Here is a 24,527-nt window from a genome sequence, read left to right as displayed (position 1 = left end):
TGGAATTCTGGGGAAGAGCTGGCGGATGTCGGCCCGGTGTCTGGTAGGTTCGGGGCCGTTTCCCAGAATTTGCAGTCTTTCTTACCGCCCCTGATGAGTTTGCAAGCGGCCATTTACAGGTTTTCGCTTTATGAGCACCAACGGTTCTCAGCGCCCTAAATCTTTGCAAGAGTGGCAGACGCTTCTACTGCAGCTTCCGCGCCTCAATAAGCGGCTGATCTTGGTTGGGTTGGATCTGGCGCTGCTTATTCTTGCGCTGTGGATCGCTCTCTCTATCCGTTACAACACCATATACATTCCGCCGGATTTTGCCGTCGCACTGATCCTGCTCAGCGGGCCGCTTATTACCGTTGCGACGTTTGCGATCTCGGAGCTCTATCGTCTCGTCACGCGCTATCTCGGTTATCGGGGTCACACCCGCATCATCGGCTGCATCTGGCTTTCGGTGTTGATCTGGTCGCTGGTGGCATTCATGGCTGGCCAACCCGCCGCCCCGCCGCGCTCGGTTCTGTTTGGGTATGGAATTCTGGCCACGCTGTTCATCACCGGCAGCCGCGAAATGATCTCCATGCTGCTGGAAAGCGCGGGCGTGCGCCTTTCAGAGCTGCCAGCGGATGTGGAGCGCACGCCGGTCATCATTTTCGGCGCTGGACAGCTTGGCGTCCAGTTGCTTGAGACGTTGCGCCGGGGCAATGCGCGCGAGGCCGTTGCTTTCGTCGACACCGAGCCGTCTGTCTGGAGGCAGTATGTTGCCGGCGTGAAGGTGCACGATGCCCGGCGTCTGCCGAGTCTGATCGAACGCTATCACGTCAAGGAAGTGCTGGTCGCTCTGCCCAATGATCGGCGGCATGAGCGCAAGCTCATATTGAAGGATCTGCAACAGCAGCCCGTTCAGGTGCTGACGCTTCCCGACGTTGAGGATGTTACTTCAGGCCGGGTCAGCGTTGCCGACCTGCGTCGTCTCGAGGTGAACGATCTGCTTGGACGCGACCGGGTGCCGCCCGATGCCAAGCTTCTCATGCGCAAGACGCAGGGCAAGTCGATCCTTGTGACCGGTGCGGGTGGCTCGATCGGATCGGAGCTCGTGCGCCAGCTTCTCAAGCACCGCCCGCGTCGGATCGTGCTTTTTGAGCTGTCGGAAATAGCGCTGTATCGGATCAACGATGAAGTCGCGGAAGTGGTGCGGGGCATGCAGCCCGACGAGCCACGCCCGGAAATCGTAGGCGTTCTGGGTTCGGTATGTGACGCTACGAAAGTCCGCGAGGCATTGGTCGATTACGATGTCGAAGTGATCTACCACGCGGCTGCCTACAAGCATGTGCCGATCGTGGAACAGAACCCGATCGCGGGTCTGCAGAACAATACCTTCGGCACGGCAGCTCTCGTTGAGCAGGCGCAGGCGGCGGGTGTTGAACTGTTCGTTCTGATCTCCACCGACAAGGCTGTGCGGCCCACCAACGTCATGGGCGCAAGCAAACGCATGGCCGAGCTGGTGCTGCAGGCAGCAGCAGCTAAGGGCGGACCAACGGTGTTTACGATGGTGCGCTTCGGCAATGTGCTGGATAGCTCGGGCTCGGTGGTTCAGAAGTTCCGCCGACAAATAAAAGCTGGCGGCCCGGTGACGGTAACGCACCCGGACATCATCCGGTATTTCATGTCCATTCCGGAGGCCGCCGAACTCGTTATTCAGGCGGGAGCGATGGCGGAAGGCGGCGAGGTGTTTGTGCTCGACATGGGCGAGCCCGTCAGGATCGATGACATGGCCCGCCTGATGGTTCGGCTGTCGGGCTTCGATGTGAAGGACGCGGAAAAGCCCGATGGTGACATCGCCATCATGTATACTGGCCTGCGTCCGGGCGAAAAGCTCTATGAAGAGCTTCTGATCGGCGACAACACCAGCCAGACCGAGCATCCGCGCATCTGGCGCTCCGATGAGCCATTCTTAAGCGAAGATGATTTGCGGCGGCAGTTGTCTCAGTTGTCAGCGGCGCTTGAAACACGTGATCTCAATGCGCTCCATGCCATCCTGCTGCGCAATGTCGAAGGCTATCATCCGGAGAACGCAGTCTCGACGCTTCCCGTCGATGATGAGCGCCCGCGTGATTGGCCGGCGCCGTCGCGTACACTCCACTAATCATTGAAGGCTGCGTCAGTGGTTGAGGCTGTCAGCAAGCGCATTGCTTTTGTGTGTCCGGGCCTAGGCGCCATTCAGAATTTCCGCACGCTGCTGGCGGAGCTGGTAGCGAGGGGACATCGCGCATTCGTTCTGTCGCCGGAGCTGCAAAAGGCAGAGGCCGACGAGCTTGCGAAGCTGGGTGTCGAGCACGCAGTTATCGGTGCCGAGGACAGCGGATGGAAGCTGCTGTCCGACTGGAAGGCCGTCGGCGCAATCCGGCAGCAACTGACGCGCTGGGGGGCCGATGTCGCCGTCGCCAGCGGCGGCCGAACCATGATCTATGGCGCACTGGCTGCAAAGCGGGCGCACATTGCGCGCGCGGTTGTCATTGTCGGTGCCCTGCCTGAGCATCGTTTCACCGGAACACTCGCTGAAAACGAAATGCCCGCATGGCGATATGGGCAGGCGTTGCGCAGTGCGGATGTCGCGCTGTTTCACAACGGCGAGGATATTGCGCTGCTGAAGCGGCTTGGCATCGTTCCCGAAGGGCTGCCCGTTTCCCTGACAGCGGGCGCCGATGTGGATCTGGAGACGTATCCGGTGAAGCCGCTGCCGCCGATCACTCAGGGCATCGGTTTTCTCATGGTTGCCGGTCTCGATGTGCGTCGAGGGGTGGAGGACTATTGCGCTGCGGCTTCGTTGTTGCGTCAGCGCTCGCCCAACGCGCGTTTTCTTCTGGCCGCCCTGCCGGACGATGATGCGGATGCACAGACCGTTGATCCCGCGCTGCTGGCGTCTTCCCGGGAAATCGAGTTTTTGGGTGTCCTTGATGATCGTGCCGAGGCCGATCTGCTGGAGCAGGCACACGTCTTCGTTTACCCGGCGCGATTGGCTGGCATGCCGCAACCGGTGTTGAATGCCCTGGCCACCGGTCGGCCGATTATCACCAGCGCTGTCCCCGGTTGCCGCGAAGCCGTTGATGATCAGGTGAACGGCAGGCTTGTTCCCGCGCGCGATGTTGAAGCGCTGGCCGAAGCGATGGGAAATTTCCTGCGCCGTCCGGATCGCATTCCTGCAATGGCTCTGGCAAGTCGCGCCAAGGCTGAGCAACTGGCTTCGTTAACGGATGTCCGCTTCACGGTGATGGAAGCGCTGGCGCTGGATGATACCTGAAGCCGTCCGTCGCCAGCTTGCCCCATCGATGTCACGTCGGGAACAGCCGTAAGGGAAGTTTCGATCCACTGTGCCTTCGTATATCACGCCGCGCAAAAGTTGAGCGGCCCATACGATGGAGCCTTGATTATGGATCGCCGCATTTTTTCAGCAGCTTTTGTTGCGGTGGCGCTGATTGCCGGAGCGACAACCCAGGCTGACGCCCGGGGCGCGAAAGATTTCTACACGCACGACTATAAATTCGATCGTCCCATGCGCGGTTATGAGGGACAGGCGGGGAACTATTATTGCTCCTATCAGCGTCTGCCAAATCGCGTGTGCAGTGTTGATCGCAGCGGCAACGAACGATGCAAGATCAAGGGCTGGACGTTGCGGCAGCATTGCTACTGATCTCGGCCGCCGGAGCACGCGATGATGCGGTGGCCATCGGCGATGCTCCGGTTACGCAACGGTGCGGGCGTCGCCTCGACAGAGGTAGTTGGCAAGAGCGGTGGCGGGGAGTGGCTCGGCATAAAGGTAGCCTTGCCCTTCCGTGCAGCCCAGCATGCGCAGCGTTTTCGCCTGCTCCTCTGTTTCGATGCCTTCGGCGGTGACGTTGAGCTTAAAGCAGCGGCCCAGATAAATGATCGCCTGCACGATCGCAGCGTCTTCTTCGTCGGCGCATACGTCGCGCACAAACGAACGGTCGATCTTGAGTCGCGAAACCGGAAAACGCTTCAAGAGATTTAGCGAAGCAAAGCCAGTGCCGTAGTCGTCGAAGGCGATGCTTATGCCGCGAGACAGCATTTCGCGGAGAGGGACAACAATCGCATGCTCTCCGCGCAGCATGATGTTTTCGGTAATTTCCAGTTCCAAAGCCTCAGGAGGCAGCTTGTAAGTGAGCAGCGCGTCTTCCACACGGTACATCAGATCGCCGGCATCGAACTGAGCGCCGAACAGGTTTACCGCGACGCGGAAATTGGGATGGAGGGTGCGCAACAAAGCTGCCTGCTTGCAGGCGGTGCGCAGAACCCAATTGCCCACATCCGCAGCGAGCGGGCCCTTTTCAAGTTGACTTAGAAATGCGCCAGGGGCCAGCAGGCCGCGCGTCGGGTGACGCCAGCGCAGCAGCGCTTCGGCGCCAATGATCGAGGCGTCGTTGAGAGTCACTTGCGGCTGATAGAAAAGTTCGAACTGGGAAGCGGCCAATGCCTGGCGCAGTTCACTTTCAATGGTGCGCCGCGCGATGACCACCTGACGCATTTCGGGTTTGAAGAACTCATATCCGCGCCGTCGGGTCGCCTTTGCGCGTTCCAGCGCGAGATTGGCATTGGCTGTGAGTTCCTCTGCATCGGTGCCATCGTCCGGACAGCGCGCGATGCCGATGTTGACGCCGAGATAGACGATCTCAGCGTCGACCAGAAACGGTATGTCGAACAGGCTGAGAAGATCTTCAGCTTTGCTCGAAGCTTCTGAGGCGGAAAGATCGGGCCAGTAAACGGCGAACTCATCGGCACCGAAGCGGGAGACTTTGGCCTTGGCGCCGGTGAGCGTCGCAAGACGCGCTGCGGCCTGGGTCAAAAGCTGGTCTCCGGCAGCGTGGCCCAGCGAGTCGTTGATGTCCTTGAAGCCAGAGAGATCCAGTTGGAAAAGGGCTCCGGTGCCATTGGCTGTAAGCTGTCGCAGGGCTGTGAGGAAGCGGCAGCGATTGGGCAGGCCAGTCAGCGGATCGAGTTCGGCGCGCGCATAAAGCCTGTGCTCGCCCTGTCGGGCAATGCTGATGTCGCGCAATACCGCGCCAAAGCCTGCGTCGTGATCGCGCGTCACGGACAGCGTCATTTCAAGCTCCAGCTCTGTGCCGTCGCGATGCCGTACGATGAAGCCCGCCCGCGGTGCAGACGGATCGGCGGCGGTTTTACGAACGGCACGGCCTAGCTTCGCGGACTGCGCACGCCTCAATCGATCGGGAAAAACAAAGCTGACAGGTTGGCCCAGAACTTCATGGGCGGCATAGCCCATCATCGTTTCAGCGGATTTGTTCCAGAACGTGATCGCGCCGAGTGCATCCGCGCACACGATGGCATTGGGCGATGTCGAGGCGATGCGTTCGAACCGCAGGTTGCCGTCATCGCTCGCAGCATGCACGCGGCGCATCTCCAGCCGCTCCATGACCAATGCGGCGACGTCCTCGAGTGCTTTGCGGTCCTTGGTGCAGAATCTCGACCAGGGCTTGGTATCGAACACGCATATCGCGCCGATCTTGTGTCCCGACGGAGCAACGAGCGGAACGCCGGCGTAAAATCGGATGCTTGGGCTTTTGCGGACGACCACGGATCCCGCCAGATGTGGCTCTGCGGCGGTGTCGGGCACACAGAACAATGCGTCCTGTGCGTTTGTGTAGGTGCAAATGCTCTCGTGTCGCGGCAGATCGCCAAGCTCGACGCCATGCTGCGATTTGATATGCACGCGATCGCGGCCGACGATAAACAGCGCGGCCATCGGCACCCGGCACACGCGGGCAGCAAGCTTTACGATGCGGTCAATGTCTGGATCGGGTGGACTGCCGATGATGCGGTATTCTTCAAGTGCGCGGATGCGATCAGCTTCGCGGAGCGCAGCACTGGTGAAACGGCCTTCGCTGGGACCAAGCATAAAGCCTCACTTGATTTCCGCGATCACCCGCTAAAATAGGGCGCTGAAACTTCACGACATATGAAAATCAAGATTCGATTTTGCAGGCATCGGTTAGGCATTTACTGACCAAGGCGCGGCAGGGCGCCTCGGAGCGGGTTCTGAAACCCGCGCCAGCACTGCCTTTTGGGCCGAGATAGACCGGTTCGGAGCGGAAATGCCGCTTAGGCCGGAATCTGCATGTTCTTACAAATATTATGCTTTGGTCCTGGAAGGTGGAATGGTTTTACCTCCGCGCTACGGCGTGCATTTGCGTCAGCGGCGCGCTTGACGCCATGCGCGGACTGGGATCGTTGGGCCGCCCGCGCAGGCCGGTAGGCGCCACTGCCGTTGTCGACAGCAGAGTTGTCTAAAGCGTCAGTGAAACACGTTATCTGAGGTCGATGTCGTCTTCGATCACGTGCCTCAGACCAGTTCCCTCGGCAGTCAGCACCATCCGCACCTTCAATTTGCCGCTATCGGCGAACTGAGCGCCGTGCTGCTCTCCGTCCCGCACCAGAGCTTCGATTTCGCGCTGTGAGGTGATCCCCACCTGCTTCAGAAACCGGCGCAGGGAGAGATTAAAGCGGTCTTCGTCCAGCGATTTGTTATCGGTTTTCATTGCATCACCTTGTGTCTGGGCCATGCTGAAGTGGCGCACGGCACGGGAATGGGCGCTGCTACAAGTTACGGTATGGCCCCGATGCGGCCGATGGGCGCTTGGCCAATGTGGTCGGGCCAGTTGTGTTGCACCGCTAGGGCTGCGAAGCTATCAACGTTTGAGGGCCTGTGGCCATACCTTTGGGCCAAATGGCTGGGATGCCGGCATATGAAAGACTTGAAGCTGATCGCCCTTGATCCGGAGGATTTGCGGGTTCTCTCCTGCCATCTGCAGGATGCGATCATTCGCGTCGGCGATATGGCCTATCTCAGCCGCGAGATGCGCTTTGCCGCTATCACCAATCGTTTCGATTGGGAGGGTGCGGTCCAGACGGAGCAGGCCGAGGGCCAGCGCCGTCGCTCGGGGTTGCGATTTGAGCGCGTAAAGGCTGCGCGCGTTCTGGGGTTTGACCTGCAGAACAAAGACGCGGTGCTGGAACTGCTGGCCCTGACCTTCGACCCCGCCGAGGAACCATCCGGTTCCATAACGCTGCATTTTGCCGGTGGGGCTGCAGTTCAGCTTCAGGTCGAATGCATTGAGGCCGAGCTGCGTGATCTGGGTGCTGTCTGGCGTGCCCAATCCAAACCGGTCCACACAATCGACGAATAAATCTGGTCAGATCACACTTATTCAGGAGACGGCCGCAGGGCCGATTACGACATGCCCAAGCGGCTGAACACGCGTGACCCACAGTTTGATGCAGCTTTCGCTCAGTTCCTCGGCGAGAAGCGGGAATCGTCGGCGGATGTAGGCGCGGCGGTGGCATCCATCATTGATGACGTGCGCACCCGTGGCGACGCGGCCCTGATCGATCTTTCCAAGAAATATGATCACGTCGATCTCGAGGCGTTGGGGCTGCGGGTCACGGCCGAGGAAATGCGCCGCGCGCGTGAAGCGTGCAGCGCTGAGACGCTGGAAGCGCTGGAGTTTGCAACGGCCCGTATCGCCGAGCATCATCAGCGCCAGCTGCCGACCAATGAGCGCTACACGGACGAGCGTGGCGCCGAGCTTGGCTGGCGCTGGACGGCGGTCGAGTCGGTTGGCCTCTATGTGCCGGGCGGGCTTGCCTCATACCCCAGCTCGGTGCTGATGAATGTCATTCCGGCCAAGGTGGCCGGTGTGCCGCGCATCGTGATGGTCGTGCCCGCGCCGCGCGGTGAGATCAATCCGCTGGTGCTGGCCGCTGCCGAGATGGCCGGCATTGAAGAGGTTTATCGCGTTGGTGGCGCGCAGGCCGTGGCAGCGCTTGCCTATGGCACCGAAACGATCGCGCCGGTTGCAAAGATCGTCGGCCCCGGCAACGCCTATGTGGCTGCTGCCAAGCGTCAGGTGTTCGGTGCCGTTGGCATCGACAGCATCGCCGGCCCCTCCGAGGTGCTGGTGATTGCCGACCGCCACAACAATCCCGAGTGGATCGCCGCCGACCTGCTGGCGCAGGCTGAGCACGACACCGCAGCGCAATCCATCCTGATGACGGACGATGCCGAATTTGGCCGTGCCGTGGAGGCCGCCGTGCTGCATCAGCTTCAGACGCTGCCGCGCGGGAACATCGCCGGCGAAAGCTGGAACGTGTTCGGCGCCATCATCGAGCTTCAGTCTCTGGATGAAGCACCAGCGCTTGCGGACCGGATTGCGGCTGAGCATCTCGAAATCGCTACGCAGGATGCCGAGGCTCTAGGCGAGCGCATCCGCAATGCCGGTGCGCTGTTCCTGGGCGCCTATACGCCGGAGATGATCGGCGACTATGTCGCCGGGCCGAACCACGTGCTGCCAACCTCGCGCACGGCGCGCTTTTCGTCTGGCCTCGGCGTGCTGGACTTCATGAAGCGTACCTCGATCCTCAAGCTCGATCGCAACGCGCTGGCCGAGCTTGCGCCCGCAGCCATGGCGCTCGCCCGCGCAGAAGGGCTGGAGGCGCATCGCTCATCCGCCGAGATCCGCCTGCAATCGGAGCAGCAACCCATGCCAGAGCGTGCATCATCATGACGACCGAGGTCGAGAGCCAGGATCTTCCCCGCGCGCGGCTGGTGGCGATCACGCTGGATGAAAAATCCATCGCGACCAGCAACTCAAATATTGAGCATGAGCGAGAGGTCGCGATTTTCGACATTCTTGAGGGCAACTCGTTTGCCCTCGAAGGTCGCGATGAGGGTCCATACAAACTCAATCTCGCCTTGATGGACGATCGGCTGGTTTTCGTCGTCAGCAGTGAGGGGGATGAAGTTCTCATCACCCACATGCTTTCGCTGACACCGCTGAAGCGCATTATGAAGGATTATTTCCTGGTGTGCGAAAGCTATTACGAGGCGATCCGCACAGCGCCGCCATCGCGCATCCAGGCCATCGACATGGGACGACGCGGCCTGCACGACGAGGGCAGCCGCACGCTGCTGGAGCGGCTGGCGGGCAAGATCACCGTCGACATAGACACGGCCCGAAGGCTGTTCACGCTTATCTGCGCGTTGCACTGGAAGGGTTAGCGCCATGTCTCGCGACTTCGCGAGCAGCGGCGGCACTGCCGGACTTACGGTTTCTCAAACCGGGGCGCCGGATATGGAAGCCGGACCATTGCCCGGTGCCGTGCTCTTCGCCTGTACGACAAACGCGGTTCGATCCGTCATGGCGTCAGCAATCCTGCGCCATCTGGCGGGTAATCGTGTTTATGTCGCGTCGGCGGGCGTGCGTGCCGGCGAAGTCGATCCGTTCGTCACCGCTGTCATGGATGAGATCGGCATCGATGTTTCAGGGCATACACCGCACACGCTGCGCGAGCTGAATGACACCTCGTTCGATCTGATCGTTTCGCTGTCGCCGGAAGCTCACCATCAGGCGCTGGAGCTCACGCGCACGATGGCCGTCGACGTTGAATACTGGCCGACGATCGATGCCACGGTGATGGTGGGGCACGGCACGCGTGAGCAGACGCTGATGGATTATCGCGCGGTGCGGGATGGCCTTTTTGAGCGCATCAAACAGCGCTTCGGCTTTGGCGGCGGCCCAACCGTTTAGATTGTTTGTTTGAGCAATGCGGAAGTTGGCGTACCTGCGTCGGGATGACGATGCGAGGAAGCAAACGTCCGCACGTGCCGACTTTTTCATTCCTATCAAGCTGGCACCGGTTTAGCCCTACGCGCACGGCGGCCGGCTCCCCGAAGGGGAGTCGCCGTGCGCCATCAAAAGCTGACACGGTTTAGATGGGATGCTTGGCAGGTGGAAGCGTTTCGCCAAGCAAAAACCACGCTTCCTGCGTGCCCAGCCCTTTGATCTCCATCGGCCTGCAGGCTTCATATTGGAAAGCGTTGCCGAGTAGTTCGTGCGTGCGCGGACAAATGAGTATGCGCCCCGTTTGCGAGCGAGCCTCAAGGCGGTTGGCGAGGTTCACCGGATCGCCCCAGACATCGTAGCTGAATTTACGCTTGCCGATGACGCCTGCTGTAACCGGACCCGACGCGATGCCGATGCGGATGCCGATCGCGAAGTCGCTTGCAGCGTTGTGGCGTTCTATGGCGGCCAGCATATCGTGCGCCATGCGCGCCAGCTTTACGGTGTGACCGTCGCTCTGCACCGGCAACCCTGAGGCGACCATATAAGCGTCGCCGATGGTCTTGATTTTCTCGACGCCGTGCTGCGTCGCGAGGCTGTCAAACTCGGTCACGATGCGGCTTAGCAGATCGACAGTGGCGGCAGCGCCGAGACGGCGCGCAATGCCGACAAAGCCCGAGATGTCAGCGAACAGCACCGATCCGCATTCATAATTGTCGGCAATCAACGTGTTGGGATCGGCTTTCAGCCGCTCGACGATGACATCGGGCAAAACATTATGCAGCACGGCGTCGGTTTCGGCCTTCGCCTGCTCCGCCAGATGAAACGCGTAGTAGACCGATGCCGCGATAAGGCTGACCGTTGTGATGGCAGCTTGCGCGTAATTCGCGTCGATCACCGAGCGTTCCGTTGCAGTCAGGTCGGTTGGCGCGGGGAACCGGAACCAGGCAAACAGATGCAGCGCCAGCCCGGCAATCACCACCAATGCGATCAGGCGTATTCGCTGCAGACCGAATATGACGAACGGAGCAGCGGCGGCGATGATGTATTGCAGGCTGGCACCGCCTTCGCGGCTGAAGAACTGCGTGAACGCCAGCAGCGCCGCATATTCCGCGCCGACCAGAAGCAGGCCGCCGGATATTTCGCTGATGCGGTGTGCCAACGGCACCATCAGCACCGCGGCGGCCAGCATGACGTTGACCCACACCATCGGTGCATGCGCTTGATAGTCGGACAGTGCCTGCTGTGCAGCATAGATCAGCGTCGTGGTAGCTATGAGATAGCACATCACGTTGAGGATCTTCAGCCGTCGGCGGACATCGGGCGGATATCCCGCGGTGCCCGCAGCCGCTAACGTGCGGCCCAGCTCGCGCACCTTTCGCGTCGCGGTGCAGATGTGTTGTCGCGCGCCAAGCCGTTCGAACATTCTCATGCGGTCCCGGCGATGTCCTCAAGTTCGCTGATGCTGCAAGTGATGCGCGTCCCATTGCGAACGATTGCGCCGCTTGCTTCCAGCAGCGCAAGGGCAGCATTCACCTTTGGGCGGCTGGCGCCGACAAGCAGTGCAAGTTCGCTTTGTGACATGCTGATGTCGATGGTGATCTGCGCGTCGGTGTCGTCCGGCGCCGCTGCCTTGGCGGTGGCCAGAAAGAAGCGCGCAAGCCGCCCCTCGATGGGATAGAGCGCAATGGCTTCAAGCTGCTGATCAGCGTCGCGGATGCGGCCGCACAGAAACCGGATCACGGCTTCGGCCACGCGCGGATGCGTTTCAAGCAGGCGTTTGAAAGCTGGTTTGGAAAGGCATAGCACGCTCACCGCATCAACCGCTGTCGCATCGGCGGTGCGCAGGCCGCCATCCAGCATCGCGATCTCGCCGAATACGGCTCCGGTGCTGGCATGGGCAAACGAAAGCTCGCGGCCTTCGGGGCTGAGTATCGAGATCCGCACGCGGCCCGATACAACCAGATACATCTCGGTGCCCGGATCGCCGCGCCCGAAGATGGTTTGTCCGACATTAAAACTGATGGCGCGCATCTCGCCGGCAATGGTGTGCCGGATGGCCTCATCCATGGGGCCGAAAAGCGGCGTTTGGGCGAGAAATTCGGTGATAGCACTTCTGGAAAGCATGTTCCGAGGCAATCCCGTTTGAAAAAATATGGCGGTTTGTGGCGATGGTATTGCAGCGCGGTAACGTATCACCATGAAACTGTGGCAGCATCCCAATTTGCCCGCACGTGACGTGCAAAAGGTGAAGCCCCTTGCTTTTCGGCCTATGCCTTTGCAATGTCGTTGAGCTTTGTAAAAGCACTCCGGCCGTTGTGACCAGGCCGGGTTGGGGTTTTGCCTGCATGGCGGTGATCCGCCCCGTGCGATGGCGGACCGCCACGGGTTCTTATGTTTTCCTCTCAAGGTGACGCCTGCGATGTCTGCCAAGGCCGCATTTCTGAGCGCGCTCAGCCGAACCGATCATCCGCGCCGCGATACGCTGCGGCGGGAGCTGGCGCGGGAACGGAGCGCCAATAAGTCTGATGAGGCCGCGCGTCCCCGGCTGGTGCTTGCCAGCGCCAGTCCGCGCCGTCTCATGCTGCTGTCGCAGGTCGGGATCGAGCCGGATGCGCTGCGGCCCTCGTCAATCGATGAGTCGGCGCGCCGAACCGAGATGCCACGCGGCTACGCAGCCCGCATTGCCCGCGCCAAGGCGGAAACCGCCCGCGATCAGATCGCCAACGACAAGGACATCGCCTCGGCCTATGTCCTGGCAGCTGACACCGTAGTGGCGGTGGGGCGGCGCATTCTGATGAAGCCATCAAACATCGAGGAAGCAGCAAATTGTCTGCAGCTTCTCTCCGGCCGCGCCCATCGGGTACTGACCAGTGTCTGCCTGATCACGCCGGACGATCGTATGAAGCAGAAGATCGTCGACACGCGGGTGCGCTTCAAACATCTCACGCGCGAAGAGATCGAAGCCTATATCGCCTCGCGAGAGTGGCGCGATAAGGCCGGTGGCTATGCAATTCAGGGGCTGGCCGGTTCGTTCGTCCAGAAAATCGTCGGTTCCTATTCCAGCGTTGTTGGGCTGCCGCTGACCGAAGTGGTGCAGATGCTGGCCGCCGAAGGGTTCCCGATCCATTTCGCCTGGGTGCGTGCGGCGGAACTCGATCCCACCTGACCGCGTACCTTTTTTGTCAGGAGTTTTGAGAAGCTATGGCTGATCAGGAAACAGGCTCTAAACCAGCCTCCGGCCGCCGGTGCCCGATTTGCGCCGAGCCCACCGACACCGCATATCGCCCGTTCTGCTCCCGCCGTTGCCGCGATGTCGACCTGGGCCGCTGGCTGGGCGGCGGCTACGTGATCGCTGGCGGTCAGCAGGATGCCGACGAAGACGGCGACGAAGACCTGGAGCGCGCCCTGCGCCCTTCTATCGGCGGCCCCGAAAGCGATCAGGAGTGATCCGGTAGCGCGCGCCGCCGATAGCTAAGCGTCATGCCCCGGAATGGGCTGGGGCGAGGCGGCGACAGTGAGCCATGGCTAGCCGGACCCAAAAAATGTCACGCCAAGGCCAGAGCGGGATGGAATGGTGCATCCGCTCTCGAATTGTCTGGATCTAAAGGCTTGATTAAATGGTGCCCAGGGCCGGAATCGAACCAGCGACACCGTGATTTTCAGTCACGTGCTCTACCAACTGAGCTACCTGGGCATTGCATCGGGGGGCAAGAGCCAGCACCGAAGTTCGGCCCTTATAGTGATGACATTGGCGGATGTCTAGCGCGTCGTACGACTAATCCGAGACAGTTCGGTCACCTTTCCCACAGAGGACATGGAACCGTCCGCCAAACCGGCCTGCCTATCTGCAAAATGCGCGGAAAATAGCTGAAAATGCCAAAAACGCCCGCGCGGGCAGCCCGACATCAGCGACCGCTTATCGCAGATGCTTCCGGGGTGGTGCCGCGGCTTACTCACAGCGCGGTGGGCACGCGATGATGGCGATGCGGCGCTGCGGCGGTTATGCCTGCGGGGATGCTTCGGGTGGCGGTCCGTGCGCCCGTCTGGCACGATGCCCCCAACTGGCAGGATGGCTGGGGGATAATGATGGGGGCAGGCCAGTAATGGTTACGGGGCCGAACACGGCTGATCGTGCGGATCGCGGCGTGGCTATCGCTATGCGGGCGGTGCTCGCAATCGCCGGTGGATATGCGGTGACGTGGGTGCTGGCCTATTGGCTGGCGAAGATCATACCGCTTGCGGATTCAGAAGCCGTCATCGTCACATCGCTGCTGGGCTTGCTGGTTTATCCGGTGCTGATGGTGTGGGCGTTTGCGTGTCCGCGCACGACAAGAGTGTTCGTGACGTTCGCAGTTGTCTGCGCCGCTGGCTTTCTTCCCATCGTTAGCGGGGGCGCGCTGTGGTGAGCAACGATCAAGGTGCCGGCGTTGCTGCGGCAGCGTCTGCAGAGCAATCGAAACCCTTCAACGCCACCGCCTCGCTGACGCGCCTGCATACGTGGTTTGGGCTGACAGCCGGCTGGCTGCTGTTTGTGATTTTCTTCACCGGCAGCCTCACTGTGTTTGCGCCGGAAATCACGCTTTGGATGCAGCCCGAAGTCAGCGTACCAAGCCACTCCGAACTGGGCGCAACACCACGAACGCTGCAAACCGCTGAAGCATTCTGGGCGGATAAGGGGCAATCCGATGCGCGTGCCATGGTGCGCTTTCCCGATACCCGCAATCCGGATCTGCGCATTTCATTCGGCGGCCGGGGAGACATCAAAACCTATGCGATGGATCCGCTCACAGGTGTGCAGTTTGAACCGCGCGACACGATGGGCGCGCAGTTTTTCCGGGCGCTGCATTACCGTCTGAACATCGATAGGCGCAGCAATGAAATCGGCTTCTGGATCGTTGGGCTCGCCACTGCCATGATGCTGGCAGTCTTGATCAGCGGCGTCATCATTCACAAGCGCATTTTCCGCGAGCTGTTTGTGTTCAGGTCGCGATCGGCGTATCCGCGCGCATGGCTGGATGGGCACACGGCGTTAGGTGTCTTCGCGCTTCCGTTCCTGTTCGTCATCGGCTTCACCGGGCTGGCCTACTTCTACTTCCTGTATATGCCCGCGGGCGTGTCGGCGCTGTTCGATGGCGATCAGGCGGCATTTCGGCAGTCGATGTCGCAATCGGCGCAGGGGGGCGGTGGCGGCAAGCGCGAAGCCGGTGCAATGCTGCCGCTCAGCACCTTCGTTGAGAAAGCAGAAGCCGCGATGCCGCGCAGCGAGATGGCCAGCATCCGCATAACGCCATCGAAAGGCGGCGCGAGTGTCGTCGAGGTGCGCGGCTCGCGCGATGTTGGCATCGTGCGCGATGCAGGCCGCGTTGCGTTCGATGGCGCCAGCGGAGACATCGTGCAGCCACTGGCGGCGCCATTGCCCGCGGAGCGGCTCCAGTCATTTGTGGTCGGGCTGCATCTGGCCTGGTTCGGCGGTTACGCCATGCATTGGCTATATTTTGTGCTTGGCCTCGTTGGCGCGGGAACGATGGCGACCGGTCTGGTTATGTTCACCGTCAAGCGCTCAGCGCGCATTGATCGCGCGTCGCGGGCGGACAGGCTGTGGTGGCTGGCGGTGGGACGCATCAATGTTGCTGTCATCGCGGGGCTTGCGCTGGCGTCAATTTCCTATCTCTGGGCCAACCGGGTGCTTGCTGTCGGGCTGGAAGAGCGGGCGATGTTTGAGATCCGCATCTTCTTTGTTGTCTGGGTGGCGGCGCTTCTGCATGCCTATCTGCGGGGTGCTGCGATGGCGTGGCGCGAGCAACTCGGACTGGCAGCTCTGATGGCCTGTTCTCTGCCCGTGCTGAACTGGATGACGATGCGGCAATGGGCTGGCACCTATGCAGCCGATGGTGACTGGCAGCGGTTCAGCGTCGAGCTGGTGGTGGTTGCAATGGGTGTTGGCGCAGCCGCAGCCGCGATCAAGCTGGGCAACATATCGGCGGCAGCCGAGAGTACTTTTCAGCGCCGGAACGTGGAGGCGCTGACATGATCGCTGCAGCATTTTGCTTGGCCTATTGCGGGCTCTCCGGACTGGCGGCATCGCAGACGCATCGCAAACGCGACATTCCGCACGTGGTCGCCACAAGAATTCCGTCCTGGCTGCTGCGCATCTTCGGAACGCTGGCGCTGCTGGCGTCACTGTGGGTCTGCCTTTCCATCTGGCCAATTGATGAAGGCATTGTGGCCTGGATTCTGGTGGCTGCCACGTCGGGCATCGCCGTGGTTGGCGTGCTGTCGTTGGCGCCCGGCGGCTTCTGGTGGTTCTTGTCGCTTGCAGCTATCGCGGGTGGCGCTGCGTTGGGGCTCTAACTGAGCGTGATTTATTCGCACGCGTGAGCCGGCTCTCTGGGCGCTGTCCCTTCGTCGGCGTTTTGAAAAGCAAAAGCCCCGCTGCGGTTTCAATCCGCAGCGGGGCTTTTCGTTTATATGCTGCCCGGCTTGTTAGCTGGCGTAATTACCAGCCCAGCGACAGGCGGCTGTAGAACACCGACGGCGAAGGTTCGCGGCTGGTGGTGAGCGCCGTGATGGCACCGGCACCGTTGCGGGTCGTGACCGTGCGGATATCGTCGGCCCGCAGCAGGTTGCTGGCGGTGACGCTCAGCACAACATTTTCTTCGAGCGAGATGCGCGCCGATGCATCGAGGCGATCCAGAGCCGAGAAGCTCGTGTGCTGATAGTTGCCGTTGGTCTGCAGAATATCCTGATCGTAGGCGTAGGTGCGATTATAGCCGAGGCCGAATGTCGTGGCCCACATCGGCACGTAATAGTCGACGCCGATGTTGGTCAACAGACCGGGCTGGTTGGCGAAGCGCCGGGTTTGTCCGGTGACGCTGTCGGTAAGCTCCGACTTCATCGCCGTTGCGTTGCCCCAAAGCGTCAGATCGGTGAGGCCAATAAATGCCATGGGCAGCCGCGCTTCCAATTCGGCGCCGTAGAGGTGTCCATCGCCGGCGTTACGGGGAGTTTGCATCCAGCGATTGGTCGTTGCGTCGAATTCGACTGCGTTTTCGATCTTGTCCTCAAATGAGCGCGCGAAGAAGTTTGCCGCCAGCAAGCCGTTGCGCCCAAAAAAGTAATAGTCCGTGCCGACGTCCAGACCCCAGATCTTTTCGGGCGTAGTGTCGGGGTTGCCGCGCTTATCCGGCGAAACAAAAGTTCCGTCTTCAAGAACAACAGTTGGCGTCAATTCGCTGAGATCGGGGCGGCGCAGTGTGCGTGCGATGCCGAGACGGAAGTCGAGGTTTTCCGCAGCGGAAAGACGATAGCTCAGCGATGGATTGAAGTCCGTTGCGGAAACATCGTTTTGGAGACGCTGATCGTTGATGGTCTCGGTAATGCTGTGTTCCATGCGCAGGCCGACCGTCAGGAGGTCGTTGCCGAACAGCGAGAAGCTGTCGCTGATGTACGCGTGATAAATATCCTCGGTCACCTGATAGGTGCGCTCTGGCACCGCAGCAGGCACGAAGCCGATGATTGCGTTTTCGTCGTGCATACGCTGCGCCCAGCCAACGCCGGCTTCAACTGTGTGCTGGCCAATGCGCGACTTGATTGCGCTGCCGGCAGCGATGCGTTCAACGTCGATCGGGACGAAGCGCGGCGGTTGCACTGTCGGTCCGCTTTTTATCGTGCCGTTGCTGTTGAATTCGGTCCGAACGGTATGGCGTGAGGTGTCTTCACGGCCGCGCTGGTATTCGAAATAGGTTCGCGCGTTGGTGGCATTGCCGAAATCATGCAGCCATTCGGTGGCGACGCCATAAGCTTCGCGGATACGCTCACGCGATTCCTTGGTGTCGCGGTCAACGTACTTCTGATTTTTGTCTAGGCGGTAGGCGTTCTGTTCACGCTGCTCGGTTGTCTTCATATAGCTCGGCGCGACGATGATCGTATTGGCCGGATTGATGTCCCATTCGAAGCGCGACAGGAAGGTATATTCGTCGAACTTGCGGTGCTGGGGCGAGAACTGTCCGCGGTCCGGTGTGGTACCGTTGGTGCTGTATGAAAGCTCGCTGGAGCTTTCCTGCACCAGACGACGCTGATAACCGCCAGCAATAAAATAGCGTACCGCACCAGCTTCGCCGCCCTGCCAGGCGTTGATCTCGCCCGGAGAGCCGTTGTTGGGCATGCGTCCGGCGCCGAGGGTCAGCTGACCGCCCGATGGACCGAATGAGCGGCGCGTGATGATGTTCACCGTGCCGGCGGCGCCCTGGGATTCCATGTTGGCCAGCGGCGTACGCGTAATTTCGATGCGCTCGATAAACGAAGCGGGAATGCGGTCCACTTCCATGTTGCGGCTGGTGTCGCCGTCAAGTAGTGGGCGGCCGTCGAGCAGCACCTGCGTGTAGGCCTTGTCGATACCGCGCAGTTTGATGTCGCGCGATCTGTTCACGCCTGGGAACGTCACGCCGGGCAAGCGCCGCATTACATCGCCGATGCTGAGATGGCTGTACTGCTGCAGTTGCGCGCCTTCCATGATCATGACGCCGTTAGGCGCCTGAGCACGGGCCGTGGCTGCGTTTTCAGCGGCGGCGTTGACCGCGTTGCCCGAAGCGGTGACAGAGCCCGCATCAGACGGCGGCAGTGGCGATGCACCGCTGGCCGTGATGGGCGCCACCGGTGGCGGAGCGGCAACAGTGCTGGGTGCGGAGACCTGGGTTTTCGGCTTCTTTTTAGCTGCCGATTTCTTGGGGGTTTTGGATTGTGGCGAAGTCGTTACTTCGACCGGCGGTAGCGGAACTTCCGCATCCTGCGCCCACGCAAAAGACCCTGCATTCGCCGCAACCACAACGGCTGCAGCGCACACTGTACGCCAAAGTACGCTCACTACTACAACTCCCGCTACGCAAACGCGGTGAAAGTTGCATGCATAAGGCGGTGGTCACAATAATGTTTACTGTTGTGGTAATGAAAATGCAGCGCTGTACGACATTATTGCAACATGCAGCTGTATCGGAAGGCGATGGATGGCTGAGTGCAGGGTCAGGAGGATCAGGAGGGTCTGGAAAAAACGTAGATCAGGCCCGTTGCCATCAGCAGCGCAACTGCGAGTGCGGGCAACAGGGTGGGCTCACTGCCGATAAAGAAAACGACATAGCCGAACGCGCAGCCCGCTAGTGCCATGATCTTGGCGCGCCACGGTATTGCGCCGCGCGCGCGCCAGTCGCGCAGCAGCGGGCCGAAGGTTGGGTTGTTGAGGAGCCACGCTTCGAGTCGCGGCGATGACCTGGCAAAGCATGCCGCCGCGACGATAAGAAAAGGGGTTGTCGGCAGCACCGGCAGCACCGCACCGATGAAGCCGAGCGCGACGAAGAACATTCCAAGCAATAGATAAAGCGTGCGCAAGCGGGTGCCTGATCAGGTTTTGATGTGTTCGGGGCGGAAGCCTAGACCGATCAGCCGTCCGGTCAAATGCGGCAACAGGCGGGAGCGACCGATTGCGCGCAGAAACGCCGGTGGACCGGTGCTTTTGCTCTCATCGCCGGGTTTGCGCCGGCTGCGCATCATCAGTTGCACTTTTTGCGTTGCCTTGGTTGGAAAGTCGCGGCGCTTCTGCACTGCGCGAAGATCTGCATCGGTCAGCGCGCCGGTGCGCAGCGGGACAGCGAGGATATTGGCGGCGGCGATGGCATCCTGAATGGCGAGATTTACGCCGACACCGCCAACCGGCGACATTGCGTGTGCCGCATCGCCTATGCACAGCAGGCCCGGTATCCACCAGGTCTTCAATCGGTCCATGCGCACGTTCAAAAGGTGCACCTGATCCCAGCTCGCAATCTCCTCGAAGCGATCGGCGGGCAGCGGAGCGACGGCGGCGAGCTTGGCACGCAACGCAGGCAGACCGGCGGCCTGCGTATCCGCAAAGCCGCCTTTGCGGATGACATAGCCGCACTGCCAGAATTGCCCGCGATCAATCAGGATCAAACCCTGGTTGGGGCCGCCGTGGCTCATGCCCTTGGCTGGATCGTCTTCCCGACGCGAAACCTGCATCCACAGCACGTCGACAGATGCGCCAAGGTCTTCCACTTCCAGTCCCGCTTCCCGGCGCACGGATGAGTTGCGCCCATCGGCGCCGATCACCAGATCCGCAGAGATCGTTTCGTCATCGCCGTTTGTATTGATGATGCGCACGCCGGTAACGCGACCGGCGCTGCGGTCGAGCCCGCTGACCTTCACGCCCATCCGCAGATCGAAGTTGGGGAATGCGCGCGCCTTGTCGGCGAGGAAGCTGAGAAAATCCCATTGCGGCATGAAGGCTATGAATTTGCAGCGTGTGGGCAGACGCGAGAAATCGGCGATGGTCGCCTGCTGGCCGTTGATCTCTGCGTGCAGTTTCACAGCCTGCTGATGTGGCAGCTTTAGAAACTCATCGAGAAAGCCGAGTTCGTGCATCACTTCCAGCGTCGATGGATGGATAGTGTCGCCGCGGAAATCGCGCAGGAAATCGGCGTGCTTCTCGATGACGGTTACGCGGACACCGGCGCGCGCGAGCAGAAAGCCAAGCATCAGACCGGCCGGCCCCGCGCCTACAACACAGCATGATTGGCCCGTGGTGGGTCCGGTCATTGGTCCGCGTTCCCTTAATGTTCGGTTGAGCGGCAACGCCATAGGTTTACGCCGCATGATAGTCGCCAGGATTTGTCCGCGCTCAAGCGGATTGCCCCATGCAGATGAGCCTGAGATCGCTCCGTTTTGCAATCCGTGTCGCCGAAACATGCACCGTACGTCCGCCACATTTTAGATGTTATAACATCCCAAATATTTGCGGTGCTTTGATTGAGGCGCGCAGGCGCGCGGCTTCAGGGCTGTCAGGCGCAAACGGACGCTATCGGCAAGGAGATAGAGCAATGAAAACCAGAGGCACATTGATCGGTGCGGCAGCGCTTGTCGGATGGGTGAGCATGCCCGCCGTTGCGTTCGAGGCGCCGAAGACTGTGCAAACGCAGGTGGCGGATATGGCGGTGTCACTGAAGAGTGCGCCATCGCCCGCGGCATCTACGGGATGTGAGCATGGCGCTGATGAGAAGCATCCCGCTTCGTGCGCATGCGCGCGCTGTGTGGCACCCGCTGCAAGCGAATGATCGTGTGACCGGCGTTTTTTTGGTGGCTTGCGGCGCTTGATGCTTGGCGCCGACAGGTTCCACACTGCTGTGAATTGAGCGAATTAGATTTCGGCGTTGGCCTGCTTGAACCAAGCCAGCACGCGCTGGCGATGCGCATCACCCCAAACCTCGACAAACTTGCGCGTTTGGTCAGACGTCTGATCCGACAGCACGCGAATGCGTTCAGCTATGTAGGGCGCGGTTAGCGGGATGCCGCACTGGACTTCGATGCAGCGCCGCCAGTCGGCATAGGTTGCAAGCTTCATGGGAGTGTTCCCTTTGTAAAGTCGGCTGCCGAGGGGTTGCCCGGCAGCCGGTGCCGTTTGCGGACGCGGGTTTTCCGCAGCGGGCGCATGGCCCATCGCTCCCCCTTCTGCATGTCAGTCTCAACCCAGAGACATGCGCGGCGAGCCAATCCGTGTGCTTCCGCCAACGCGCACATTTGTGCGTGCGAGGTAGAACCGATCAGTTTTCCTGCCGGTTCTGGCAGGCGTGGCACGTGCCGTGTAGTTCAATCGTGACCGTTTCGAGCGCGAACGATTTCGCCTGACAGGATTGGTCCAGAAGCGATCCAAGCCCGCACGCGGAAAACTCGTTCACGACGCCACAGCGGTCGCAAATTGCGAATGCCGGCCTATCGCAGCAATGATTGTGACGGCACGAAACGTAGGCATTGAGCGATTGCAGTTTGTGGACATGCCGCTCACGGATCAGCCGATCGAGGGCGCGGTAAACCGTTGCCGGTGCCATCTCCCTGTCGGTGCGGATGGATGCGATGATCTCATAGGCGCTGATCGGCCTTTGCGCTTTGCGCAGCGCCTCCAGCACGCGCTCGGCATGGGTAGCATTCGATGTTCGGTGCGCTGGCTTTTTCATGGCGACTGACAACCGGCGATTGCTGACTAAGGCGATGGTGACCACATAACTGCTGACGGCCGACAACTTTGTTCGGTGAACCACTTGACGGATGTTATAACATCCGCATCTATGGTGCGCAAGGAGGCCATCCATGGACAACAAACTAACTTCTTTTCTGGCGCAATCCGGCGCCAAGACGGACCGCCGTCTGCCGGTGACGGTGCTTTCCGGATTTCTGGGAGCGGGCAAGACCACGCTGCTCAATCATGTGCTGAACAATCGCGAAGGCCGCAAAGTCGCAGTGATTGTTAACGACATGAGCGAAGTGAACATCGACGCCGATCTGGTTTCGAAGGGCGGCGCAAATCTGTCGCGCACCGAAGAAACGCTGGTGGAGATGTCGAACGGCTGCATCTGCTGCACGCTGCGCGATGATCTTCTGCAGGAGGTCGAGCGGCTGGCGAAGGATGGCCGCTACGATTACCTGCTGATTGAATCGACCGGCATCGCCGAGCCGCTTCCCGTCGCTGCGACGTTTGAATTTCGCGATGAGGATGGCCGCAGCCTGCAGGATGTTGCGCGTCTCGACACCATGGTGACGGTTGTCGACGCGGCAAATCTGCTGCGCGATTATTCTTCGCAGGATTTCCTGAAAGATCGCGGCGAGGTTGCGGGCGAGGAGGATGAGCGTTCGCTGGTAGGGCTGCTGGTCGAGCAGATCGAATTTGCCGATGTCGTCGTGCTCAACAAGACGGACGTTGCCGCGCCGGAGCAGGTGGCAATGGCGCGGTCGATCATCCGCGCGCTTAACGCCGACGCGCGCATCATCGAGACCAACCACGGCAGAATTGCGCTCTCGGAAATACTTGATACCGGCCTGTTTTCGTTCGATGCCGCGCATCAGCATCCAACCTGGTTCAAGGAGCTGAACGGCTTCAAGGATCATCAGCCGGAAACCGAAGAATACGGCATTTCTAGCTTTGTTTATCGCGCGCGTGGGCCGTTCGAGCCGACGAAGCTGCATGCGTTCCTGAACAAGTCGTGGCCGGGTGTGGTGCGCGCGAAGGGCTTTTTCTGGCTTGCGTCGCGTCCCGCATTCGTCGGGGAGATGTCGCAGGCGGGTCCGCTCGTGCGCACTGAGGCCATGGGCTACTGGTGGGCCGCTGTGCCGCGCAAGAACTGGCCGGAGGATGACGATCTGGTGCAGCGCATCCGCAAGGGCTGGCACGAGCAATGGGGTGACCGGCGCCAGGAGTTGGTCTTCATCGGCACCGGTGAGATGGACCGCGAACGCATTACAGCTGAGTTGGATGCGTGTCTGTTGGATATGCCGTCCGATCAGGTTGTCGACACGGGCGCGTGGTCGCGTCTGCCCGATCCGTTTCCAAGCTGGGGGCGGGAAGCAGCGTGACGATTGAACCGCTATACAAGCGTTACCGCGTTGACGGTGAAGATGACGCGCCGCTCGAAGGGGTGCTCAGTTCTGAGCTTCCGAGCGTCTTGCGGCGTTGGCGTGAGCCGCACTGCCGGCTTGCGCTCTGGCGTCGGCGTTTCTCATCCGAGATCGAGGCGCGCTTTGCGCGTCTCTATCTGGAGGACGTGCCATCGCTGCGTCTGATGGCATCGCCAGCCGACGCGGGGCGCCGGATATCGCAGGTGCTAGAGCGCTGCGACGCGCTCGATCCGGTTTTGGCAGCGCTGCTCATCCACGATGCTTCTTATCTCGTGACGCTGTTCGCCAATGCTACAGCTTCGCCCGAGGTGGAGCTGCGACTAGAGGTGGTAACGGATGATGCATGCCGGAAGTTTCACACTGACGTTACGCTGGCGCGGCTGGTGACCACCTATGTTGGCGCGGGCACGCAGTGGGTGCCGCCTAATTATGCCGAGCAGGCGCTGGCGCAACAGGATAGCTATCAAGGCCCGGTTTTCTCGATGCCGCAATTTGGCGTCGGTCTGTTCGCTGGCAAAGAGCTGCCCGGCAACGCGCTTCTGCATCGCTCGCCGCGTATAAGCGCCAGCGGCAGTTCGCGCCTGTTTCTCTGCATCAATCGACCGTTCTCGGCGCGGCCGCACCTGCATTGAACAACCTGTTTCCGGTGGCGCAGCTTGAAAATACGCCAACGGAGCAATGGAGATCAGAAACCATGGATGCTGTTGTCGAGGATCTGGTGAAGCGGCAGTTGCGGCCAAGGCCGAGCAGGGAAGCCGCTGAGGCGGCCGTGCGCACGCTGATCGAATGGGCGGGGGATGACCCTGATCGCGAGGGGCTGGTCGACACACCGGCGCGTGTCGCGCGCGCATATGAGGAGTTTTTCGCCGGATACGCGGAAGATCCGGTCGAGATCCTGCGCACGACGTTTGAGGAAACCGCCGGCTACGACGAGATCGTGATGCTGCGCGATATCCGGCTTGAGTCGCACTGCGAGCATCACATCGTGCCGATCATCGGCCGCGCGCATATTGCCTACTATCCCTCGCAACGCGTTGTTGGCATTTCAAAGCTCGCGCGGCTGGCGGAAATCTACGCCAAACGGTTGCAAATTCAGGAGGTGCTGACGGCGCAGATCGCCGACGCGATGGAAACGGTTCTGAAACCCAAGGGTGTGGCAATCCTGATCGAAGCGTCACACCAGTGCATGACCACGCGGGGCATCAAGAAGCCCGGCGTTGTGACCATCACCAGCCGTATGACCGGATGCTTCCGGCGGGAACCGGAAACCCGGGCGGAGTTCTATCGTCTGGTGGCTGGGCGGCCGCTCGATCCGGTTTAGAGCGGTGCCGCAGATTGCTGCGGCCGAACATTCTTGCTTGCCATTGTGCTGCTTTGCCAAAGCCGGATTATCGCCTGACATGCTCGATAGCCATGGGCCCATGAAGCCCTGAG

At 60.7% G+C, this 24,527-nt stretch carries 25 protein-coding genes and 1 tRNA gene; 16 read left to right on the top strand and 10 right to left on the bottom strand.

Translation table 11 applies throughout. The features are described from left to right. Positions 1–220 precede the first annotated feature (220 nt). The 3 genes from C6Y62_RS00735 (at position 221) to C6Y62_RS00725 (ending at position 3,679) form a co-directional block, all read left to right on the top strand. The gene (locus C6Y62_RS00735; protein ID WP_198491323.1) at positions 221–2,134 is read left to right on the top strand and encodes a polysaccharide biosynthesis protein; all 1,914 of its coding nucleotides are present in this window, start codon (positions 221–223) and stop codon (positions 2,132–2,134) included. 18 nt (positions 2,135–2,152) lie between these two features. Further along, on the top strand, positions 2,153–3,289 hold the full coding sequence (locus C6Y62_RS00730; RefSeq protein ID WP_173952404.1) for a glycosyltransferase: 1,137 nt from the start codon (positions 2,153–2,155) through the stop codon (positions 3,287–3,289). A 129-nt stretch (positions 3,290–3,418) separates the two neighbouring features. Further along, positions 3,419–3,679 (top strand): hypothetical protein, encoded by a 261-nt coding sequence (locus C6Y62_RS00725; RefSeq protein WP_173952403.1) that lies wholly within the window; start codon positions 3,419–3,421, stop codon positions 3,677–3,679. 51 nt (positions 3,680–3,730) lie between these two features. Here C6Y62_RS00725 and C6Y62_RS00720 read toward each other — a convergent pair whose 3' ends face one another. Further along, the gene (locus tag C6Y62_RS00720; protein WP_173952402.1) at positions 3,731–5,920 is read right to left on the bottom strand and encodes a sensor domain-containing phosphodiesterase; all 2,190 of its coding nucleotides are present in this window, start codon (positions 5,918–5,920) and stop codon (positions 3,731–3,733) included. Positions 5,921–6,329: 409 nt separating this feature from the next. After that, positions 6,330–6,539, bottom strand: coding sequence for a DUF6494 family protein (locus C6Y62_RS00715; RefSeq protein WP_173953024.1), 210 nt, complete (start codon positions 6,537–6,539; stop codon positions 6,330–6,332). Positions 6,540–6,767: 228 nt separating this feature from the next. Between C6Y62_RS00715 and C6Y62_RS00710 the strand changes: the two genes are divergently transcribed. The 4 genes from C6Y62_RS00710 to C6Y62_RS00695 all read left to right on the top strand — a co-directional run bounded on the left by C6Y62_RS00710 (position 6,768) and on the right by C6Y62_RS00695 (position 9,608). After that, positions 6,768–7,208 carry a DUF2948 family protein gene (locus C6Y62_RS00710; protein ID WP_173952401.1) on the top strand — a complete coding sequence of 147 codons (441 nt, stop codon included), beginning with the start codon at positions 6,768–6,770 and terminating at the stop codon, positions 7,206–7,208. A 51-nt stretch (positions 7,209–7,259) separates the two neighbouring features. Next, positions 7,260–8,585: a histidinol dehydrogenase gene (gene hisD / locus C6Y62_RS00705; protein ID WP_173952400.1), complete on the top strand. Its 1,326-nt coding sequence runs from the start codon at positions 7,260–7,262 to the stop codon at positions 8,583–8,585. Then, a complete protein-coding gene (locus tag C6Y62_RS00700) occupies positions 8,582–9,079 on the top strand; it encodes a UPF0262 family protein (RefSeq protein ID WP_173952399.1) in 498 nt (165 codons plus the stop codon). Before hisD ends, C6Y62_RS00700 begins: the two co-directional genes overlap by 4 nt. A 73-nt stretch (positions 9,080–9,152) precedes the next feature. Continuing rightward, the gene (locus C6Y62_RS00695; protein WP_068463663.1) at positions 9,153–9,608 is read left to right on the top strand and encodes an arsenate-mycothiol transferase ArsC; all 456 of its coding nucleotides are present in this window, start codon (positions 9,153–9,155) and stop codon (positions 9,606–9,608) included. A gap of 181 nt (positions 9,609–9,789) precedes the next feature. On the opposite strand, the gene C6Y62_RS00690 is transcribed toward C6Y62_RS00695, so the two are convergent. Together C6Y62_RS00690 and C6Y62_RS00685 are read right to left on the bottom strand one after the other, a co-directional pair. Then, a complete protein-coding gene (locus C6Y62_RS00690) occupies positions 9,790–11,067 on the bottom strand; it encodes an adenylate/guanylate cyclase domain-containing protein (protein WP_173952398.1) in 1,278 nt (425 codons plus the stop codon). A 2-nt stretch (positions 11,068–11,069) separates the two neighbouring features. Continuing rightward, positions 11,070–11,768, bottom strand: coding sequence for a Crp/Fnr family transcriptional regulator (locus tag C6Y62_RS00685; protein ID WP_173952397.1), 699 nt, complete (start codon positions 11,766–11,768; stop codon positions 11,070–11,072). A gap of 295 nt (positions 11,769–12,063) precedes the next feature. Here C6Y62_RS00685 and C6Y62_RS00680 point away from each other — a divergent pair, with 295 nt between their 5' ends. After that, positions 12,064–12,810: a Maf family nucleotide pyrophosphatase gene (locus tag C6Y62_RS00680; protein ID WP_173952396.1), complete on the top strand. Its 747-nt coding sequence runs from the start codon at positions 12,064–12,066 to the stop codon at positions 12,808–12,810. A 35-nt stretch (positions 12,811–12,845) separates the two neighbouring features. Further along, positions 12,846–13,091, top strand: coding sequence for a DNA gyrase inhibitor YacG (locus C6Y62_RS00675; RefSeq protein ID WP_173952395.1), 246 nt, complete (start codon positions 12,846–12,848; stop codon positions 13,089–13,091). 171 nt (positions 13,092–13,262) lie between these two features. Here C6Y62_RS00675 and C6Y62_RS00670 read toward each other — a convergent pair. Further along, positions 13,263–13,338, bottom strand: a tRNA-Phe gene (locus tag C6Y62_RS00670). A gap of 451 nt (positions 13,339–13,789) precedes the next feature. Between C6Y62_RS00670 and C6Y62_RS00665 the strand changes: the two genes are divergently transcribed. From C6Y62_RS00665 to C6Y62_RS00655, 3 genes are read left to right on the top strand one after another with little or no spacing between them, the layout of a single operon-like run. Next, positions 13,790–14,050 carry a hypothetical protein gene (locus tag C6Y62_RS00665; protein WP_210257965.1) on the top strand — a complete coding sequence of 87 codons (261 nt, stop codon included), beginning with the start codon at positions 13,790–13,792 and terminating at the stop codon, positions 14,048–14,050. Then, positions 14,047–15,675: a PepSY domain-containing protein gene (locus tag C6Y62_RS00660; RefSeq protein ID WP_173952393.1), complete on the top strand. Its 1,629-nt coding sequence runs from the start codon at positions 14,047–14,049 to the stop codon at positions 15,673–15,675. Before C6Y62_RS00665 ends, C6Y62_RS00660 begins: the two co-directional genes overlap by 4 nt. Further along, entirely contained in the window at positions 15,672–15,995 is a 324-nt protein-coding gene (locus C6Y62_RS00655) for a DUF3325 domain-containing protein (RefSeq protein ID WP_173952392.1), read from the top strand. The genes C6Y62_RS00660 and C6Y62_RS00655 overlap by 4 nt, the downstream gene beginning before the upstream one ends. A 145-nt stretch (positions 15,996–16,140) precedes the next feature. On the opposite strand, the gene C6Y62_RS00650 is transcribed toward C6Y62_RS00655, so the two are convergent. The 3 genes from C6Y62_RS00650 to C6Y62_RS00640 all read right to left on the bottom strand — a co-directional run bounded on the left by C6Y62_RS00650 (position 16,141) and on the right by C6Y62_RS00640 (position 20,246). After that, entirely contained in the window at positions 16,141–18,507 is a 2,367-nt protein-coding gene (locus C6Y62_RS00650; protein ID WP_173952391.1) for a TonB-dependent receptor domain-containing protein, read from the bottom strand. Positions 18,508–18,671: 164 nt separating this feature from the next. After that, complete coding sequence (locus C6Y62_RS00645; RefSeq protein ID WP_068463714.1) at positions 18,672–19,025, bottom strand: YbaN family protein; 354 nt, start codon at positions 19,023–19,025, stop codon at positions 18,672–18,674. Positions 19,026–19,037: 12 nt separating this feature from the next. After that, positions 19,038–20,246 carry an FAD-dependent oxidoreductase gene (locus C6Y62_RS00640; protein WP_173952390.1) on the bottom strand — a complete coding sequence of 403 codons (1,209 nt, stop codon included), beginning with the start codon at positions 20,244–20,246 and terminating at the stop codon, positions 19,038–19,040. Between the two features lie 281 nt (positions 20,247–20,527). On the opposite strand from C6Y62_RS00640, the gene C6Y62_RS00635 reads away from it, so the two are divergent. Then, on the top strand, positions 20,528–20,761 hold the full coding sequence (locus C6Y62_RS00635; RefSeq protein ID WP_173952389.1) for a hypothetical protein: 234 nt from the start codon (positions 20,528–20,530) through the stop codon (positions 20,759–20,761). An 83-nt stretch (positions 20,762–20,844) separates the two neighbouring features. On the opposite strand, the gene C6Y62_RS00630 is transcribed toward C6Y62_RS00635, so the two are convergent. Together C6Y62_RS00630 and C6Y62_RS00625 are read right to left on the bottom strand one after the other, a co-directional pair. Next, the gene (locus C6Y62_RS00630; RefSeq protein WP_173952388.1) at positions 20,845–21,048 is read right to left on the bottom strand and encodes a hypothetical protein; all 204 of its coding nucleotides are present in this window, start codon (positions 21,046–21,048) and stop codon (positions 20,845–20,847) included. A gap of 199 nt (positions 21,049–21,247) precedes the next feature. Further along, the gene (locus tag C6Y62_RS00625; protein ID WP_173952387.1) at positions 21,248–21,793 is read right to left on the bottom strand and encodes a Fur family transcriptional regulator; all 546 of its coding nucleotides are present in this window, start codon (positions 21,791–21,793) and stop codon (positions 21,248–21,250) included. Between C6Y62_RS00625 and zigA the strand changes: the two genes are divergently transcribed. The 3 genes from zigA to folE all read left to right on the top strand — a co-directional run bounded on the left by zigA (position 21,792) and on the right by folE (position 24,414). Beyond that, positions 21,792–23,051, top strand: coding sequence for a zinc metallochaperone GTPase ZigA (gene zigA, locus C6Y62_RS00620; protein WP_173952386.1), 1,260 nt, complete (start codon positions 21,792–21,794; stop codon positions 23,049–23,051). The genes C6Y62_RS00625 and zigA overlap by 2 nt on opposite strands. Further along, positions 23,048–23,725 (top strand): DUF1826 domain-containing protein, encoded by a 678-nt coding sequence (locus tag C6Y62_RS00615; protein ID WP_173952385.1) that lies wholly within the window; start codon positions 23,048–23,050, stop codon positions 23,723–23,725. The genes zigA and C6Y62_RS00615 overlap by 4 nt, the downstream gene beginning before the upstream one ends. Before the next feature lie 62 nt (positions 23,726–23,787). Further along, on the top strand, positions 23,788–24,414 hold the full coding sequence (folE, locus tag C6Y62_RS00610; RefSeq protein WP_173952384.1) for a GTP cyclohydrolase I FolE: 627 nt from the start codon (positions 23,788–23,790) through the stop codon (positions 24,412–24,414). Positions 24,415–24,527: the final 113 nt, after the last annotated feature.

Origin of the sequence: Hyphomicrobium sulfonivorans (assembly GCF_013306565.1) — a bacterium.
Taxonomy (GTDB): domain Bacteria; phylum Pseudomonadota; class Alphaproteobacteria; order Rhizobiales; family Hyphomicrobiaceae; genus Hyphomicrobium_A; species Hyphomicrobium_A sulfonivorans.
Note: the sequence above shows the minus strand (reverse complement) of the source record. Positions and strands in the feature narration are given on the sequence as shown.